13 protein-coding genes are annotated in these 18,392 nt (G+C 32.6%); 6 read left to right on the top strand and 7 right to left on the bottom strand.

All coding sequences use genetic code 11. The features are described 5' to 3' along the window. Positions 1 to 1,004: 1,004 nt before the first annotated feature. Positions 1,005 to 2,405: a tRNA uridine-5-carboxymethylaminomethyl(34) synthesis GTPase MnmE gene (mnmE, locus tag LPB87_RS19625; RefSeq protein ID WP_129539043.1), complete on the bottom strand. Its 1,401-nt coding sequence runs from the start codon at positions 2,403 to 2,405 to the stop codon at positions 1,005 to 1,007. 503 nt (positions 2,406 to 2,908) lie between these two features. Here mnmE and LPB87_RS19620 point away from each other — a divergent pair. Continuing rightward, the gene (locus LPB87_RS19620; RefSeq protein ID WP_230729026.1) at positions 2,909 to 3,742 is read left to right on the top strand and encodes a universal stress protein; all 834 of its coding nucleotides are present in this window, start codon (positions 2,909 to 2,911) and stop codon (positions 3,740 to 3,742) included. A 234-nt stretch (positions 3,743 to 3,976) separates the two neighbouring features. Continuing rightward, the gene (locus tag LPB87_RS19615; protein ID WP_230729025.1) at positions 3,977 to 5,749 is read left to right on the top strand and encodes a DNA mismatch repair protein; all 1,773 of its coding nucleotides are present in this window, start codon (positions 3,977 to 3,979) and stop codon (positions 5,747 to 5,749) included. Between the two features lie 222 nt (positions 5,750 to 5,971). On the opposite strand, the gene LPB87_RS19610 is transcribed toward LPB87_RS19615, so the two are convergent. The 6 genes from LPB87_RS19610 to LPB87_RS19585 all read right to left on the bottom strand — a co-directional run bounded on the left by LPB87_RS19610 (position 5,972) and on the right by LPB87_RS19585 (position 12,888). Further along, positions 5,972 to 7,396, bottom strand: a complete 1,425-nt coding sequence (locus LPB87_RS19610; protein ID WP_230729024.1) for a hypothetical protein — start codon at positions 7,394 to 7,396, stop codon at positions 5,972 to 5,974. A 433-nt stretch (positions 7,397 to 7,829) separates the two neighbouring features. Beyond that, positions 7,830 to 8,948 carry a DNA polymerase III subunit beta gene (dnaN, locus tag LPB87_RS19605; protein ID WP_129539040.1) on the bottom strand — a complete coding sequence of 373 codons (1,119 nt, stop codon included), beginning with the start codon at positions 8,946 to 8,948 and terminating at the stop codon, positions 7,830 to 7,832. Positions 8,949 to 9,056: 108 nt separating this feature from the next. Further along, a complete protein-coding gene (gldG, locus tag LPB87_RS19600; RefSeq protein ID WP_129539039.1) occupies positions 9,057 to 10,742 on the bottom strand; it encodes a gliding motility-associated ABC transporter substrate-binding protein GldG in 1,686 nt (561 codons plus the stop codon). Beyond that, a complete protein-coding gene (gldF, locus tag LPB87_RS19595) occupies positions 10,742 to 11,467 on the bottom strand; it encodes a gliding motility-associated ABC transporter permease subunit GldF (RefSeq protein ID WP_129539038.1) in 726 nt (241 codons plus the stop codon). The genes gldG and gldF overlap by 1 nt, the downstream gene beginning before the upstream one ends. Before the next feature lie 99 nt (positions 11,468 to 11,566). Then, complete coding sequence (locus tag LPB87_RS19590; protein ID WP_129539037.1) at positions 11,567 to 11,863, bottom strand: antibiotic biosynthesis monooxygenase family protein; 297 nt, start codon at positions 11,861 to 11,863, stop codon at positions 11,567 to 11,569. Positions 11,864 to 12,060: 197 nt separating this feature from the next. After that, positions 12,061 to 12,888 (bottom strand): SAM-dependent chlorinase/fluorinase, encoded by an 828-nt coding sequence (locus tag LPB87_RS19585; protein ID WP_230729027.1) that lies wholly within the window; start codon positions 12,886 to 12,888, stop codon positions 12,061 to 12,063. A 402-nt stretch (positions 12,889 to 13,290) separates the two neighbouring features. Between LPB87_RS19585 and LPB87_RS19580 the strand changes: the two genes are divergently transcribed. The 4 genes from LPB87_RS19580 to LPB87_RS19565 all read left to right on the top strand — a co-directional run bounded on the left by LPB87_RS19580 (position 13,291) and on the right by LPB87_RS19565 (position 18,391). After that, a complete protein-coding gene (locus LPB87_RS19580) occupies positions 13,291 to 14,241 on the top strand; it encodes a PhoH family protein (protein ID WP_230729023.1) in 951 nt (316 codons plus the stop codon). Positions 14,242 to 14,487: 246 nt separating this feature from the next. Beyond that, entirely contained in the window at positions 14,488 to 15,321 is an 834-nt protein-coding gene (locus tag LPB87_RS19575; RefSeq protein WP_230729022.1) for a Cof-type HAD-IIB family hydrolase, read from the top strand. Positions 15,322 to 16,007: 686 nt separating this feature from the next. Further along, positions 16,008 to 16,403 carry a type VI secretion system tube protein TssD gene (gene tssD / locus LPB87_RS19570; protein ID WP_230729021.1) on the top strand — a complete coding sequence of 132 codons (396 nt, stop codon included), beginning with the start codon at positions 16,008 to 16,010 and terminating at the stop codon, positions 16,401 to 16,403. A gap of 122 nt (positions 16,404 to 16,525) precedes the next feature. After that, complete coding sequence (locus tag LPB87_RS19565) at positions 16,526 to 18,391, top strand: phage baseplate assembly protein V (protein ID WP_230729020.1); 1,866 nt, start codon at positions 16,526 to 16,528, stop codon at positions 18,389 to 18,391. Position 18,392: the final 1 nt, after the last annotated feature.

Here is an 18,392-nt window from a genome sequence, read left to right as displayed (position 1 = left end):
AACATAAAGAGTTAAACGCAATCCCGATAGCTATCGGGAGCAAATGATTACGCAAAGGTTCGCAAAGTTTAATGGCTTTGCGAGCCTTTTTTTTCTTTGTGCTCTTTGTGGTGAAAATTATGATTGTTTTGTATTTAAACAGAGTCTTTGTGCCTCTGAGACTTCGAGAGAACGAAAGATTAATCCTAAGTCTGTGGAGTTATAAAAAATGAGATCTCATTTAAACCTTCAAAAGATATATAATTGATTTAAACTTGTTTTAAAATTTTTAATCCAGGCAGGATATCTTTCTTTTGACTATAAAAATACAGAGAATGAGCGCTCAGTCTTTTCTAATTAAAGCAATTAGTAGCAACTGCGGACCAAGAGTAATAAACATTGATAAAAACAGTTCTGATACTGTAGCGATCAAAGTATATAACGAACGTTGGTTCTCAAAGATTAAAATTCGACAGTGTAAATATCTCAACAATATTGTTAAACAGGATCATCGTTTTATCAAATGACGCATACAAAACGCATTAGGCTTTAAAAGTTTTGATTCAGCCAAACGAACCTTGAGTGGAATTGAAGTTGTGCATATGCTGAGAAAGAATCAGATGGTTAGTCCAGAGATAACTATGTTTAAATCATTCTGTAAATTGGCAGACTAACTTTTAAATTACTTAAATTCTTACATTTATTTCTGACAGATGCGACAGAACATTAAGCTTCATAATATCTGTCATTTTATTGACGTTAGTAGGATGGGTAATCTTCATTTTTGAACTCATAGGAATGTGACTTTAAGTGTCCCACTGTGACTATGTGTGTCTCTATGTGCCATCATTTGGCCAAAAAAAAATATTTTTTTGTACCTCGTTTTTTGAGGTACAAATGGGGTACAAATTTAAGCAAAATAAAACATAACAACTAAAAGAAAGGAAAAATAAAAACGAGTTAAAATATTGATTATTAATATTTTAACTCGTTTGTTTGTTGTTATTTTGCGTTATTTTGTCTTGCTACTTCCCGATGCAGAAATTAGCAAAGATATTCCCAAGCAACTCGTCATTAGAAACCTGACCAGTAATCAGTCCAAATTGATATAAAGCTTCACGTATATCGAGTGCCATAAGGTCGCTAGAAAGATTGGTTTCGAGGCCGTATTTTACTTTTTGAATTTCATCTAGTGCTTTAAGTAAAGAATCGTAATGACGTGTGTTTGTTACGATTGTTTCATTATTTCGTAAAGCTCCAGTATTAACAAAAGAAAGCAATTGATTTTTTAATTCATCAACACCAATATTCTCTTTAGCACTTAAAAATAGCTGTTTAAGGTTTAAAGTTTCAAGTTGTTTGCGAATATCTTGAAGTTCTTCTTCCGTAAGTTGGTCTATTTTATTACAAACAATTAAAATTTGTTTTAAAGGATATTTGTTTTTTATTTTCTCAATTTCAACTATAAACGAGTTACTCGAGGCTTTAAATTTCAAGCTATCCATTAAATAAATAACGAGTTGCGCTTGTTCAATTTTTTCGAAGGTTTTTTTGATTCCGATGCTTTCTACATAATCAACAGTTTCGCGAATCCCAGCAGTATCTATAAATCTAAAACCGATTCCACCAATAACCAATTCATCTTCGATAGTATCACGAGTTGTCCCGGCAATCTCCGAAACAATGGCACGTTCCTCGTTTAATAAAGAGTTCAATAAAGTCGATTTCCCAACATTAGGTTCTCCAACAATAGCAACAGGAATACCGTTCTTGATTACATTTCCAACAGCAAAAGAGTCGATCAAACGTTTCAATACAAATTCAATGCGATTCAGTAATTCATGAAACTGACTTCTGTCAGCAAATTCGACATCCTCTTCGGCAAAGTCCAATTCAAGTTCGATAAGCGAAGCAAAATTTAATAACTCCTCACGTAGTTTAGCAATTTCGTTGCTAAAGCCACCACGCATTTGCTGCATGGCAATTTGATGAGAAGCTTCATTGTCAGACGAGATTAAATCGGCTACAGCTTCGGCTTGGGATAAATCTAGTTTTCCATTTAAGAAAGCACGAAGAGTAAATTCACCAGGATCAGCCATTCGACATCCTTTGCGAAGCAATAATTGTATGATTTGTTGTTGGATATAAGTAGAACCGTGGCATGATATTTCGATAGTATTTTCGCCAGTGTAGGAGTTTGGACCTTTAAATACAGAAACCAAAACTTCATCAAGGGTTTTAGAATCATCTACAATATGACCTAGATGTAACGTATGAGTTTTCTGCTTAGTTAAATCCTTGTTTTTAATAGATTGAAAAACACCGTTACCAATTGTAATGGCATCGCTACCCGAAATTCGGATTATGGCTATTGCTCCAGCTCCCGAAGGTGTTGCTAGTGCTACTATAGAATCTTGATTTATCATGGTGCAAAGGTATAAAAAAAGGCTAGAAGTTCCGAAAGCAGTATTTGTATAAAAGGATATACTTTTTTATAGATAATGATGCTTGTTCTTATTTTAAATAGTGATGCTGGATATCTCACGAAAAGACACAAAGCTGTGAAAGTTAGATTTATTTTCTTTGCGACTTTGCGAGGAAATAATGAGACCAGATTGGTTAAAAAAAGATTGACTTAATGACATTGCTCAGCGCTTCAGGATTGTAATCGGAATGTGCTAGTCTCAAAAAGCGATGAAAGATGAATTCTAAGAATTGAGATAACATTGTAATTGAACATTGAGACTGACTACTGAAATGTCCTTCGGCTCCGCTCAGGATGACACTGTAAACTGAGACTGTAACTGAATACTAGAATTTAGTACTAACTTTAAGAAATTGTAAAATGTTAAATAACTGATAATTGTCATGTCGAAGAGATCGTTTTATGGTTAAATTTGAGAAACTAACATTTAATCTAAATAATGCGATGAAAAGAATATTATTCCCCACCGATTTCTCTGAAGTAGCTACAAATGCATTTGTGCATGCTTTAGAATTTGCAAAACAGGTTAAAGGCGAACTCATTTTACTACACACATTTGAGATTCCGGTTTATGATAGCCAGTTTTTTCCAGAGAATTTTGCCATTATATATAATTCATTAGAGTTGGCTAAATTCGAAATGTTTAAAGATGAAATTCCAAAACTGCGACAAATAGCTGCAGAACGTAAGCTCGATAATATTGTGATGAACCATCGTTTGATGGATGGTGATTTGGTTTACAATATGAAGAAAGCCATTAAAGAAGATAATATAGATTTTGTGGTAATGGGAACTTCGGGTATAGCAGGTTGGAATACTTTTTTCTTAGGAACCAATACCGATGCAGTGATATCAGGTGTTGAAGTGCCAATTTTATGTGTACCTGTAGAATCTAAATTTAATAAAGTAAAAACCATCGGATTCACAACGCGCTATCGTGAAAAAGATAAAAAAGAGCTTCGTAAAGTTTTGGCTATAGCCAAAAAAATGAATGCTAAAATTAAATGTCTGTATGTAAAAACGCAGAACTCTGATGTTACCGATGCAACAATTAAAGAATGGGAAAAAGATTTTAAAGAAGAGCCAGTTCAGTTTTTGGTGCTGCCATGTGAAGAAGTAAAAGAAACAATTCTAGATTTTGTTTTGTATAAAGACATCGATATACTAGCAATGATTGCTTATAAGCGAAGCTTCTTCGAAAGCTTGTTTAGTCCTAGTTTTACTAAAAAACTAACAAAGGATATTGCAATTCCTGTTTTGATTATGCACGAACAATAGCTTTCTGTGGCATTATAAATTTTCTCGCAAAGGCGCAGAGCAGTAAAAATTAAGTTTAAAGTTGTTTTCTTTGCGTTTTTGTGACTTTGCGAGAATAAATAAGTGCAAACTTTTAATTGAGGAAGAGAATGTAGTAGTGAGTAATATTCCTAGTATTTAAAGTAGTTATTTCGTTGCTGTAAACTTATATTTGTATTTAATATAATTTCTAAAAGGAATAATTACTTTAAATCAATGGAACAATATCAAAAAAACAGCAATAGTTATTTAGAGGCTTTAAATACAATCAACAAAAAATACAATAGCATTAGTTTATTACGACTTTTGAGTATTGTTTTGTGTTTTGTTTTAGGGTATTATTATATCAAGACAGATGCTTCAATATATCTTATTGTTGCAGTCTTGTCATTCCTGGGGTTTGTTGTTTTAATGCGTATTCATTCTGCTTTGTCTTTTCAAAAGAAATTTACCGAGGCACTTTTAAAAATAAATAAAAACGAGATTACTTTTCTAAAAAGAGAAAAACTACCTTTTGAAAATGGACAGGAGTTTATCGACTTCCATCATCCTTACGCATACGATTTAGATATTTTTGGAGACCATTCATTGTTTCAAAGTCTTAATAGAACAGGAACTTTTGTTGGAAAAAAGATATTAGCAAATCAGTTGTTGTATAATTTATCAAATAAAGAAATTGCTCAAAATCAAGAAGCAATACTTGAACTGAAATCGAAGTTAGATTGGCGTCAGGAATTTTTAGCACTTGCAATAATAGGACAAGATACTAAAGAAGCCTATCAGGCATTATTAAAATGGAAGGACAGCAAGAGTGCTCCATTTTCAAAAGTAATGTCAATATTGATGTATGTTTTGCCTGCTGTTTTTGGAGCATTGGTAATTGCGTATTTCGTAACATCGAATGTGGTGTTTATATCCTATCTGTCTTTTGCTTTTGTCTTAAATACAACAGTTTTTGGTATGTTTTTTAAAAGAATTCAAACAGAAATTGCCATGGCTGAAAATATTGATAAAATTATTAAGCAGTATGGTTTATTGGTTAAGGAAATTGAAAACGAAACGTTTAAGTCAGATAAATTAGTTGCTCTACAAAAGAAATTGGTTTATAAAAATGCGAAAGCCAGTGTTCATTTAAAACAATTATCGGAGTTGTTTTCAAATATGGATACAATCAATAATTTTGTAACCGCATTATTATTTAATGGAATTTTCTTGTTCAATATTCATGTTTTTAAAAATCTTTTAAATTGGAAAACGAATCACGCAGCTGTTTTAGAAGAATGGCTGGAAGTAATAGGTGAGTTTGAAATGCTGAACAGCTTAGCTAACTTTTCATATAATAATGATGATTTTGTATTCCCAGAGCTAAATATTGATTTTAAAATTGGTTTCTCTAATCTTAGTCACCCATTACTAAATCCTGAAACTAGAGTAGGAAATGAGGTGAAATTTTTCCCAGAATCGTTTATGATATTAACGGGGTCAAATATGTCGGGAAAAAGTACTTTTTTGCGCAGTTTAGGGATTAATATGGTTTTAGGAGGAATAGGTTCTGTGGTGTGCGCTAATAAGGCTACAATGCATCCGTTGCCAGTTTTGGTGTCTATGCGACTATCAGATTCTTTGTCAGATAGTGAATCCTACTTTTTTGCCGAAATAAAGCGTTTAAAACAAATCATGGATGCGTTAGAGGATAAACCTGCTTTTGTGCTCTTAGATGAGATTTTAAGAGGCACTAACTCAGATGACAAACGCAATGGAACTATCGAAGTAGTGAAAAAGATCATTGCAAAAAAAGCCATCGGAGCTATTGCAACTCACGATATCGAAGTATGCCTGACAACAAACGATTATCCAGATGTTTTAACAAACCAATGTTTTGAGGTTGAAATCAAAAATAACGAACTACATTTTGATTTTACGCTTCGTGAAGGTATCTGTAAAAATAAAAGTGCTACTTTCCTAATGCAAAAAATGGGCGTGATTTAGGGAGACGATAGACTTTTAGAATTTAGACTAGTAGATGTAAGACAAAAAGATTAAAATTATAATTTTAGAGTAAATACTATATTTATTTATAGCATGCTATTTTAATGATATGGTAGAGTAGGTAACTTTTTTATACACAACCTTGTGTTTGTAATAAAAACAAGGTTGTGTGTATATGTAGGTTTTGTGTGTTTTTTAACCTTAAATCAAGTTATTTGTTTGTTATTTTGATTTCATAACTATTCTTTCTAATGATTGAATTTTTTTATTTTGTTCAATTGTGTATAGTGTTAATTCTTCTATTTTTTGTAAAAGTTTCATTTGAAATTCTTTCATGTTTACTCCATTTTCTATCATTTCCTTTTCAGAAGCTACTTCAGGGAGGTGCTGATTGGTTTTTATGAATTTTTCTAAATCATTTAGGTTCATTAGTTTGTAATCATCTTTGAAAACAAAATCACATCCACTTAGCATATCAACTTTTATTTCTTGTGCCCTAATAGTACCACATACGTCTAGTTTGTATGTTGGTGTATATGTTCCAATTCCTATATTTCCGCCATTTGGGGCAAGTAATATATTTTGTTGAGAAGTTCCTGGTTTAACACTTTGTATGTAACCTGCAGAATATTTATCATCATACCCCATATAAATGAATTGATTCGCTATCGAGCTTTTTAGTTTTAGGGTGCCAATTTCATAACCTGCTAATGAAGAACCTACTATTTCCAATTTAGTGCTAGGATTATCAGTCCCAATTCCGATGTTCCCACCAGATTGTAAAAATAGAGGAGAGATTATTCCTGTTTCATTAAATGAAAGTCCCCCTTTTTTTGGATTAATATCCCAAACTTTAGTATCACTTTTGAAAATGAGACCTCCATCAATTACGCCAATTTGACCTGCCACAGTTAATGTTTGAGTTGGATTAACAAGACCAATTCCTATATTCCCTCCATTTGGGGCAAGTAATATATTTTGTTGTGAGGTTCCTGGTTTAACACTTTGTATGTAACCTGCAGAATATTTATCATCATACCCCATATAAATGAATTGATTCGCTATCGAGCTTTTTAGTTTTAGGGTACCAATGTCATGACCTGCTAATGAAGAACCTACTATTTCAAGTTTAGAGTTTGGATTGTTAGTTCCGATCCCAATGTTTCCTCCAGATTGTAGGAATAGACGCGTAGAGGTTCCTGTTTCATTAAATGAAAGATCATTATTATTTGAGGTTATGTCCCAAATTTTATTGTCTTTTTTAAACATGACACCTCCATTATTTGTACCAATTAAACCTTCCACAGTTAATTTTCTATCAGGATTAGTTAAACCGATTCCAATATTTCCACCTTGTGGAGCTAATAATATATTTTGTTGAGAAGTTCCAGGTTTTACACTTTGAATGTAGCCTGCAGAATAATTATCGTCATATCCTATATAGAGAAACTGATTTGCTATTGCGCTCTTTAATTTTAATGTACCAACTTGGTGAACAGCTTGTGAAGATCCAACAATTTCAAGTTTAGTACTTGGTGGTTCGGTTGTTCCTATTCCTACATTTGATGAAGTTGTTGTTCCATTCCATTGAGCATTCATAACTAAAACGGAGTTTAATAAAAGCAGGGTAATTAGTTCTTTTTTCATAATGATTTTAAGAGGTTATTTTTTTTACAATATTAAGATTATTCTGATGTTTAACAAGTGTTATTTATTATTTATAATAAAAGAATTTGCTAAATATAATTATACCTTCTATTTCGTAAGTTTTCAAGAAACAAAGGCTATTGTACTAATCTGAGATGAAGGGGTATACAAACTTGTCTTTTGGCTAAGTCGGGAATATTTGCAAGAAGCTCGATATGGTTTAAAGTACTTTTTTTGGAGATTTTTAGATACTATTACCTATTGATGTTTTTTTGTGAAAGAGCTCTCTAAACAAAATAAAAAAACCGCAGTTTCAAAAGAAGCGGCGGTTTTTTAAGTATAAAAATGGTTGGTTAATAGCGTAATTGTTATGCAATAATAAGTATTATATTTGAATATCAAAAATCTAATATAACAAAAACATAATTAAATGTTAACTGTTTAGCATTACCGGCATCACCAACATGGTTACGGTTTCCCCATCTTCTAAACCATCTACAGGAGTCAGGATCCCTGCTCTGTTTGGTAAAGACATTTCAAGCATGATCATATCCGATTGTAAGTTGGTCAACATTTCAGTAAGGAAACGGGAGTTAAACCCAATTTGCAAGTCATCACCTTGGTAATCACAAGTCAATCTTTCCTCGGCTTTGTTTGAGTAATCAATATCCTCGGCAGAAACATTTAATTCTGCACCAGCGATTTTCAAACGAATTTGGTGTGTAGTTTTGTTAGAGAAAATCGCCACACGACGTACTGAACTTAAAAATAAAGAACGGTCAATCATTAATTTGTTTGGATTCTCTTTTGGAATTACAGCTTCATAATTTGGATATTTCCCATCAATTAAACGACACATCAAGATGTAGTTGTCGAATGAGAAAGTAGCATTAGAGTCGTTGTATTCAATTTTTACTTCAGCATCAGAAGTTCCTAAGATACTTTTTAAAATATTCAAAGGTTTCTTTGGCATAATAAAATCAGCAACTTGAGATGCTTTTACATCTGTACGAGCATATTTTACTAATTTATGAGCATCTGTAGCAACGAATATTAATCCTTCTGGCGAAAACTGGAAGAATACTCCTGACATAACAGGACGTAGATCGTCGTTACCAGCAGCAAATATCGTTTTGCTAATAGCAGTTGCCAAAACATCCGAAGGTACAAGAGTAACTGAAGGATCTTCTAAGTTTACAGATTTTGGGAATTCTTCTCCAGCCGCATATGCTAAGGCATATTTACCTGAGTTAGAACTAATTTCTACAGTGTTATTGTCTTCAATTGTAAAAGTTAAAGGTTGTTCTGGAAATGTTTTAAGGATTTCGAGTAATAATTTTGCAGGTATTGCAACACTTCCTTTGCTTGTAGAATCAATCGCTAAAGTTGCAGACATCGTCGTTTCAAGATCCGATGAAGAAACTGTTAATTCATTATTGTCTAATTCAAATAGAAAGTTGTCTAAAATAGGTAACGTATTGTTACTATTGATTACACTACCTAAAACTTGTAATTGCTTTAATAAGTACGAACTCGATACTATAAATTTCATCTCTTTTGTTTTATTTTTTGGTATATATTTTAGCTTGATTAATGACTAGAATACATTTTTACAAATATATCGTAAACAATTCTAGTATCCCAAATTTTTTATTAACATCTACTTGCTGTATTTTCTTTTGCGAAGGAAAGTAAATGCAAGTCCAAAGACCAATAAAATTAGAATTGGTAGTCCGATAGTTATGAATTGCGTAATGCTGTACTCTTGATAAACTTTTTCCTTGTCCAATAAAGGTAAGTTCAGATCCTTACTTCTAATGTTAATAAGTCCTGTGTCATCCAGCAAATAATTAACGCAATTCATTAAGAAATCTTTGTTGTCATACAAATTTCCTGAACGCTGATCGTAACCTAATTCTACAGGAGTTAAATTTTTGTCCAATTGATTGCGAACTAAATCACCATCAGAAATCACGATCATTTTGGTCGCTTTACCTTTAGCCTGAAAAGTTTTTTGTTCAAAAGGGAGAACACGATTTTCATACATCGAATGGAAATCTCCTTCTAGTAAAACTGATAAAGGAATATTTCCTTTGTTTAAATAATCATTAGGAGAAGTCTCTTCAGTAACAATATTCAGGTTGATTTCGGCAGGAGTACCAATTTTTTTAGAATAAGGTGATGATTGCAAAAGCACCGTTTTTTTAATGCCATTTTTTAAGGTATCGATTGGGTTTGCAAAGTCAAATTTGATTCCTCCTAAATTTTTTACAATTGGATGTTTGCTTTCCGGATAAACCTGAGGCGCATATTTCCAATTAAATTGTTGGTATTGAGTAGCGCTTCCTTGTTCTCCAGAAGCTAGTTTAATTGGGCTTCCACGTTCGTCTTTTACCAAATCAGGAGTAATTCTGAAGCCGTATTTAAAGAACATATCATTAAGATTCAAATCTCTTGGAAAAGCCAGCGTTGCACCAGATTGATTGTATAAACTGTCCATTTCGGCATTTACCTGATCGACAAGCCACAATGTTTTTCCACCATTAATGATAAACTGATCCAAAACTTGTTTTTCACTATCTGTAAAAGCTTCGGTAGGTTTAGCAATAATAGCCAAATCATATTTTTTTAAGGCATCTAAAGTACCAATAGGATTTTTTGCAACAGAGTCTAAGGTAAACGGTCCAATATGATAGCTTTCGCGAATTTGCATCAGGAATTTCGCCATGAAAATCTCTTTCATTTCACCATTTCCTTTTATGATTGCAACCTTTTTTTGTTTTTCTTTCGTGATTTTATTTAATGCATCAGCAATCGAATATTCTAAATGCTGCACGGAGCCAATTACTTTTTGAGTGGTCGAAGCACCCATTTGGTTTTTTAATAAAGGAATATTAACTTCTCTATTGTCGTATGTTGCAATTGCCCACGGAAAAACCATAGCTTGCGATTGTTTTCCTTTGTCATCAACAGTTATATTTATAGGAGTAAGCCCTTTTCGATATAATTCTTTAATCATATCCATACTTTCGTCTTCGTTCTCCATAGGATTTACAAATTCAAAATATATGTTTTTGTTATAGGCTTGAAACTCTTCTAGTAATTGTTGCGTTTCTTGTTGTAAACGTTTAAACTCAGGAGGTAAATCACCTTGCATATAAATTTTTACAGACAGCGGATTGTGAACCTGTTTTACGATATTTAATGAAGTTGGCGATAAAGTATATCGTTTGTCATTGGTTAAATCAAAGCGATGAAAGATAAAAGTGCCAGCAATATTCAACGCAATTAAAATCGCAATTGTAATCAGTAACGTTTTTATGTTTTTTTGAGAAGAGGTTTTCATTACGATTTAAAAGATTTTAGTTGATATACAGTAAACGAAAGAAAAAGTACCGTTATACTTGAAAAATAAATTACATCGCGTGTATCAATTACACCTCGGCTCATGCTTTTAAAATGATTTTGCATTCCTAATGACGAAATAAAACTCATAGAACTAGGAACAATAGAAGATAAACCTTCGAAACCAAAATAGAAAAGGAAGCATAAAAAGACTGCTATAATAAAAGCTACGATTTGATTCTCGGATAAAGTAGAAGTAAAAACTCCAATAGCAGTATAGGCTGCAATCAGGAATAATAATCCAAAATAAGAACCAATTGTGCTTCCCATGTCGATATTGCCTTCAGGTAATCCTAAATTTGAAATTACTTTTATGTATATGAAAGTTGGAATAATTGCCATTATGATTAAAAGCAACGAACCAATAAATTTTCCGTTTACAATTTGCCAAATACTTAATGGTTTTGTCAGCAACAATTCGATTGTACCTTGTTTCTTTTCATCAGAGAAACTACGCATGGTAACTGCAGGAATTAAAAAAGTTAAAATCCATGGTGCCAATGTAAAAAACGGAGTAAGATCTGCAAAACCTGTATTCAGGATGTTGTATTCTCCTTGAAAAACCCACAGAAATAAGCCATTGCTAATCAGGAAAATGGCAATGACTAAATAGCCAATGGGAGACCCGAAAAAAGATTTTATTTCTCTTAAAACAATTGATTTCATTTATTTTTTGTTTAATCGTTGATTTGGTTTATTTTTTTTGTTTCAGGTTTCAGGTTCTGTGTGTTAACTTGAAACTTGAAACTAATTTTAAACTTGAAACTAGTTCAGACTTACCAGTTTATCAACACTCCACGCTTCTGGTTTAGCATTGAATAAGGTTTTAGTAAATGTCCAAACGGTATTAAAAAGTTCAGATTGTCGATAGTTTTCCAAGTCAGCTTCGGTTTCCCAATAGCTATAAGTAAAAAATATATTTTTATTGTCTTTATCTTGGTACAATTCTAAAAAACGATTTCCGGGAGCATTTCGTATTTTGTCTTTCACACCATCAAAATTTTCCATGAAAGCAGGGATTTTATCTTCGTGGAAACTCATTTTTACTATTCGAACAAACATTTTTATAATTTTAGATTTTAGTCCCGAAAGCTGTCAGGGTAAATTTTATATTGAGAAATGGCTTATGTGCGCGCAAAAATACCAAATTAGATTGTTCTTTTTATTATAAAAAAAATAATGCTTTCTTAAATTTTATCATTTTGAAGAAGTAGGTATCCTACTTGTAGTCACAATACTTAAATATTAGATATGATTTATTAATGGAATTTTATAGTGATCACATCTCTATAATTTAAACCTAAAAGACTGTTTGCAGAACCTACTTTTGAAGGATTGCTTCTAAAAATAGCAATTTCCAGAAACCCCGCTTCATTAAAAATAGCGAGTTTCTCACCTTCATAGGTTTTTATGGGGTATTTGTCTGAACTGGCTATCGCCGAATAATTAGGCAGAATGGTTTTGATGCTTTTTGGTTTCATCACAATCTCATACGGACGGCCTCTTGCTATTTTTAAAAAGTGCTTCTTAGAAATGTTTGTTACAACGTTTCCAAAATGATCAATATAAATTATATATCCTTTAATCGAATTCCCATCGCTGGCAACGACAGCCTGCAGCTCCGTAACTTCCTTAATTGCTGGGATTTCTTTACCAATAACATTTAGTAAACCGCCTTTGGCAATATGGCAGGCAACTTGTATAAAAATATCTAGATCTGTTGACTCCACAGGAAAACGATCGTGAATATTAATAGCAACAATTTTTTGAGGAACAATCTTTTGCGTAAGCATACTTAATATACCATTATCGGCACAAATAAAGTAATGATCGTTCCATTGCATAGCAATATGTTGGTTCTCTTTATTGCGTTCGATATCGACACCAATAAGATGTACCGTTCCTTTTGGAAAGCTAAAATACGATGAGCCAATTATATAACTTGCTTCAGTAGCGTTAAATGGATCGATGTCATGCGAAATATCTACAATTGTAGCTTCGGAATATTCGGATAAAATTTTCCCTTTCAGCGCGCCTACAAAGTGGTCTTTTAAGCCGTAATCGGTAGTAAGGGTAATTATTGACATCATTTTGTTTATAACTATTGATAGTATTTAAATCTAATTTTTATTAAATTTGAGATATGCAAAGCTAATAATAGTAAACGCAAAAATGAAAGAAGAAAAGACAAAATATATTTTTAAATAATTAAAAGTTACGATAGTCTTGGTTTTTAGTTTGTAAAGCGAAAATAAGAATAGTTTCAATGTTTAGTTGCAGCACTCAGTTTGTAAAATTGAGTATTTTAGATTATGAAAATAAATTAAGATTTCACAGAGATCATAAACTACGACTGAAGCTAAGTATTGAAATTGAACACTGAAACTGAATACTGCGACTAAAAAATACCGTGACTAAAAACTAAAAAGAAACACCCGACAGCCAATTGATTTATAAAAAAAATTAATTTTAATTTAAAACTACCTCATTTGAACGAAAGAATAATCGAGCTCATAGACATCGCTCCAAAAGACTTTTGGGGCGCTCAAGACACTCATCTTGAAATAATCAAAAAGTACTACCCAAAGCTTAAAATAGTAGCAAGAGGGACTACCTTAAAAGCGTTCGGCGAAAAAGAAGTCTTAGATGAATTCGAAAAAAGATTTCAAAGATTAATGGTTCATTTTACCCGATATAATAATATTGACGATAATGTTATTGAACGTGTGATTATGAGTGACGGTCAGGATGAAAAAAAAGCATACGACCATGACAAAATATTAGTTCATGGAGTTGCAGGTAAAATCATTAAAGCCATGACTCCCAATCAGCAGTTATTAGTTGATACCATTAAAAAGAATGATATGGTATTTGCTGTAGGTCCAGCGGGAACCGGAAAAACGTATACAGGTGTGGCAATGGCTGTAAAAGCACTTAAAGATAAAGAAGTAAAAAGGATCATACTTACACGACCAGCGGTAGAAGCAGGGGAAAACCTTGGTTTTTTACCAGGCGATATGAAAGAAAAATTAGATCCATACATGCAGCCTCTTTATGATGCTTTGCGCGATATGTTGCCAAATGAAAAACTCGAAGATTATATCTTAAAAGGAATTATTCAGATTGCGCCATTGGCATTTATGCGTGGGCGTACACTTGATAATGCTTTCGTAATTTTGGATGAAGCACAGAACACAACACATTCACAGATGAAAATGTTCCTGACCCGTATGGGGAAAAATGCCAAATTCATGATTACAGGTGATCCTGGTCAAGTCGATTTGCCAAGAAGGACTATTTCTGGGCTTAAAGAAGCGATATTGGTACTTAAAGATGTTGAGGGCATTGGAATTATTTATCTTGATGATAAAGACATTGTGCGCCACCGATTGGTAAAAAAAGTAATCGATGCTTACAAACAAATAGAAAACAACGATTAAAACAGTCAAATGGTTTTAGTAAAATATCAAATGTAAATCGTAAAATGTGTTTTGATATTTAAAGATATTCGTTTTACACAAATCTTTTTAGAGAGTTGTGTAAAACGAATGTTTTTTTTACGACTTCGTTAATTTGTGTTAAAGAAATAGTAAAGTTTAACTTATTTCTTTCAGATTTCTCAAATTTCTTTGCTTGCCAGTTTTCAAAGCAATAAATTTGTAAATCATAAATATTTGATACTTAATATGAATTCAGAATCTAAAAAAATTAAAGTAATAATTACCGATTTAGATGGTACATTACTTAATCCAGAACATAAAATTTCTTCTTATACAAAATCTGTTTTTCAAGAACTTTACAATCAAAATTATCTAATAATTGTAGCCACAGGACGTCATCATCTTGATGCGTTTGGAATTATTAATACATTAGAAATTCCAGTTTATTTGGTAAGTTCTAATGGAGCACGCATTCATTCGCCAGAGAAAAAAGAACTTTTTGCTTTTGATATAGAAAGTGAAGTGGTAAAATCAGCTTTGAGTGCAGATATCGATCCAGAAATTACCACCGTTTTGTTTAAAGAAGACGTTTGGCTTACTAACAGATTGAGCGAAAAACTAAATGCCTTTCAAGCAGATTTAGTTTATCATCCTGAGTTGGTTGACTACTCAAAATTGGAAGACTACAGTGCTATAAAAATATTCTTCACACATGATAACCATGAAAAATTGGTTGCTTTAAAAGATGTGATCTTAAGTACAAATTCTGACAAGTTACATCATGCTTTTAGTTTACCAAACTGCCTTGAGTTTATGGATAAATCTGTAGATAAAAGTGTAGCAATTGCTAAAGTTTTAGAAATAGAAAATGTAACTTTTGAAGAAGCAATTTCTTTTGGAGATGGTTTTAACGATTTAAAAATGTTATCATCTACAGGAAAAGCACTAATTATGGGGAATGCTCCACAAAATTTAAAAAATGAGTTGCCAGATCTTGAAGTTATTGCAACAAATAGAGAAGATGGTGTAGCTAAATATTTATCTGAAAATGTCTTAGGTAAAGTTCCGGTTACAATTTAGAATATAAAGAGAATAAACCTTTAATTAAACCGCAAAGTCTGTATTTAGTCTCTTTGCGGTTTTTTTGTGCTTATAACTGACGGGATTAAAGGATTTCAAAGCTTTGCGACCTCTGCGTATCTCGATAGTTATTTAAATTGCGCACTTTTTTTAGCCACAGATTATTAAGATTAAAAAGATTCTATCTCTTTACGAACTCTTTGGTGTTAAAAAATATGAGATTGTACCTGACCTCAATCCAAATTGATTTACTATTTCATGCTATTTGATTAGCTGAACAAAACCAATGATTTTATCGGTTGTTATTTCTAAGATATTTCGAAGTTCTTGGGGTAGATTATATTCTTTTTGAATATCTGGAAACGATTGAAATATTAGTTAGCTTAAAAATTCGATGCAATACTTATAAATAAATATATTCCTATATATTGCAACTGTTTTGTTAGTTTTTTTTATGAAAAATAGTACAAAATAATTTGTTTATTTCATTCGTAGTCATATATTCGTATAAAATTGATTACAAATACTCATTATCTTCCTATAAGAAGTAAATCAAAAAAGTACTTTAAGTACAAAAAGAGGTATTCTAAAATCAGTTTAGAACACCTCTTTTTCTGTTTATACTAGTCAGACAGCAGAGAGAGGATTCTAAAAAACAATTTTCAACAATTTTAACAATTTATATTATGGCATTTAAAGCAATTTTAGAGTTTGAGGGAAACGAGTACCAAGTATTATTCTCGAAAGTAGATATGATAAGACATACTGATGGTAAAGGAGCAGTTTCATCTGAAATAAAAGGAGGCAGATTAAATTTAAAAGTAAAATCTACAGACAACACTACTGTTATTGAGCAGGCAGTAAACAGTCAGCACAAACCAGTAAATGGAAAAGTAAAGTATTTTAAAGCTGATTCTGAGCAAGTAATGAAAGAACTTTCTTTTGAAAATGCTTTTATTGTATTCTTCAGTGAGCAATTAGATGCTTTGGCAGAAACTCCAATGACTACTGAAATTACTTTCTCAGCAGAGAAAATTACATTAGGAAACGCAACATTAGATAACAATTGGGCAAGAGTTTAATTTTTATTATTTAATAAAGGTGGCATCTTGTGCTGCTTTTATTTTGCTTTCTAAATCACTATAATCATTTCTAATGATTATAGTGATTACTTATTTCAATCTTATTACTAGCCTAAAAGACCATGATACAGGAAAAAATTATATTCGGAGTTGACAGAAAAGAAGTTTCTCATTTTACTTCTATCGAAGTCGTGCAAAGCATCAACAATCATCATAAATTCACAATAAAAGTACCTCACTCAGTAATTGAACAACCTAGAGCTTTTACTATGGAAAATGCTCAGAATTGGCTGGGCAAAACGGTACATATTGCTTTAGAGAGAAAAAACAACTTTCTAGGAATAGTAACCAATATTCAATATGCTCAAGAATTAGGTCATGTGGGAAGCCAAATTATTATTTCGGGTTATTCTAAAACCATACTTCTTGAATCGGGAGCAAAACTCAATTCTTGGGAAGATACCAACTTACAAGATATTATTGAGGAAGTAATAAAAACAGCAACAGGCGAGCAATTGCAAAACGATATAAAACCTGAGTTCAGCAGTAATTTAGGCTATCAAACCCAATATCTCGAAACCGATTTTCAATTCATACAACGCTTAGCCAAGCAATACAACGAATGGTTGTATTATGATGGAGAAAAAATATTTTTTGGCAAACCAAATGCCAGTATGGAATTTACGAAACTCGTTTACAACAAAGATCTTTATAATCTAAATATTTCTGTTCAGGCAATTCCTAATCAATTTGAAGCATTTACATATAACGAAGATATTGACAAACTGTACCAAGCCAAGACCAGAGACCAAATAGAAGGGTTTCCAAAGTTGGGTACTGATGCTATAACTGCTTCTCAAAAACTATATGCTACATCCTCATTAGAATATGGCAGAATAGCCACTGGTGACGATATGTATTTGCAAACCATACTGCAAAACCGTCAGCAAAGTGCCGCAGCAGAATCTAATTTTATAACCGCCACTAGTCGAAACAGAAGCTTACGAATAGGCATGAGCATTAGTATAGATGCCATGCAGGTAAAAGACAAATTAACGGCATTTACCAGCGGACAAGATATTAATAAAATCAACTACGAAACTAATCAAGTAGGGATCTATATCATAACCGAAATAACACATAAAGCCAGTGACATAGGCGAGTACGAAAACACTTTTAAAGCCCTACCTGCCAAAATACGCAAATTACCAGAGCCCAACATTACTTTTCCTATAGCTCAAATGCAACAAGCTGAAGTAGTAGCGAATGACGATCCAAAAGGACAAGGCAGAATACGTGTAAAGATGCTATGGCAAGCCACCAAACAACAGCGCACACCATGGTTACGCGTAATGACACCCGATGCAGGAACCAGTGGCGAGGTTAGCACCAACCGAGGAATGGTTTTTATTCCCGAAGTAGGCGACCAGGTTATGCTTGGTTTTCGCTATAACGATCCCAACAGACCATTTGTAATTGGTAGTTTGTTTAATGGAAAGATTGGTGCTGGCGGTCAAGCCGATAATAATATTAAAAGTATTTATACTAGAACTGGAAGTACCATAACCTTTGATGAGGGTGCCAGCAGTATATTGGTAAAAGACCCCTCCGGCAACACATGGTTTATGGATGGGAATGGCAATATTAATGTTACTGCACCAAAGAATATTACAATGCAGGCAGGAGAGGATTTTATTGTTAACGCAGGAAAAAATGTAAAAATTGATGCAGGAGAAAATATGGATTGCGATGCAGGAAAAAATATTTCTCAAACAGCAGCTAATGATTTAACCCAAACAGCAATGGGTGATATTACTGAAGGTTCAGACAATAGAAAAGAAATGGTTGATAAAGACTTTATGCGTCAGTCAGACATTTCTGATGTAGTAGCTTCTGAGGTTACTGTTTTTAGCAATAAAGAAAATTTAACCCTGCAAAGCGGTAAGACGGTTGAAGTTAATAGTGCAGAAAAATCTAAAATGTTTTAAT

It is taken from the genome of Flavobacterium sp. EDS (genome assembly GCF_020991525.1).
Taxonomy (GTDB): Bacteria; Bacteroidota; Bacteroidia; order Flavobacteriales; family Flavobacteriaceae; genus Flavobacterium.
Note: the sequence above shows the minus strand (reverse complement) of the source record. Positions and strands in the feature narration are given on the sequence as shown.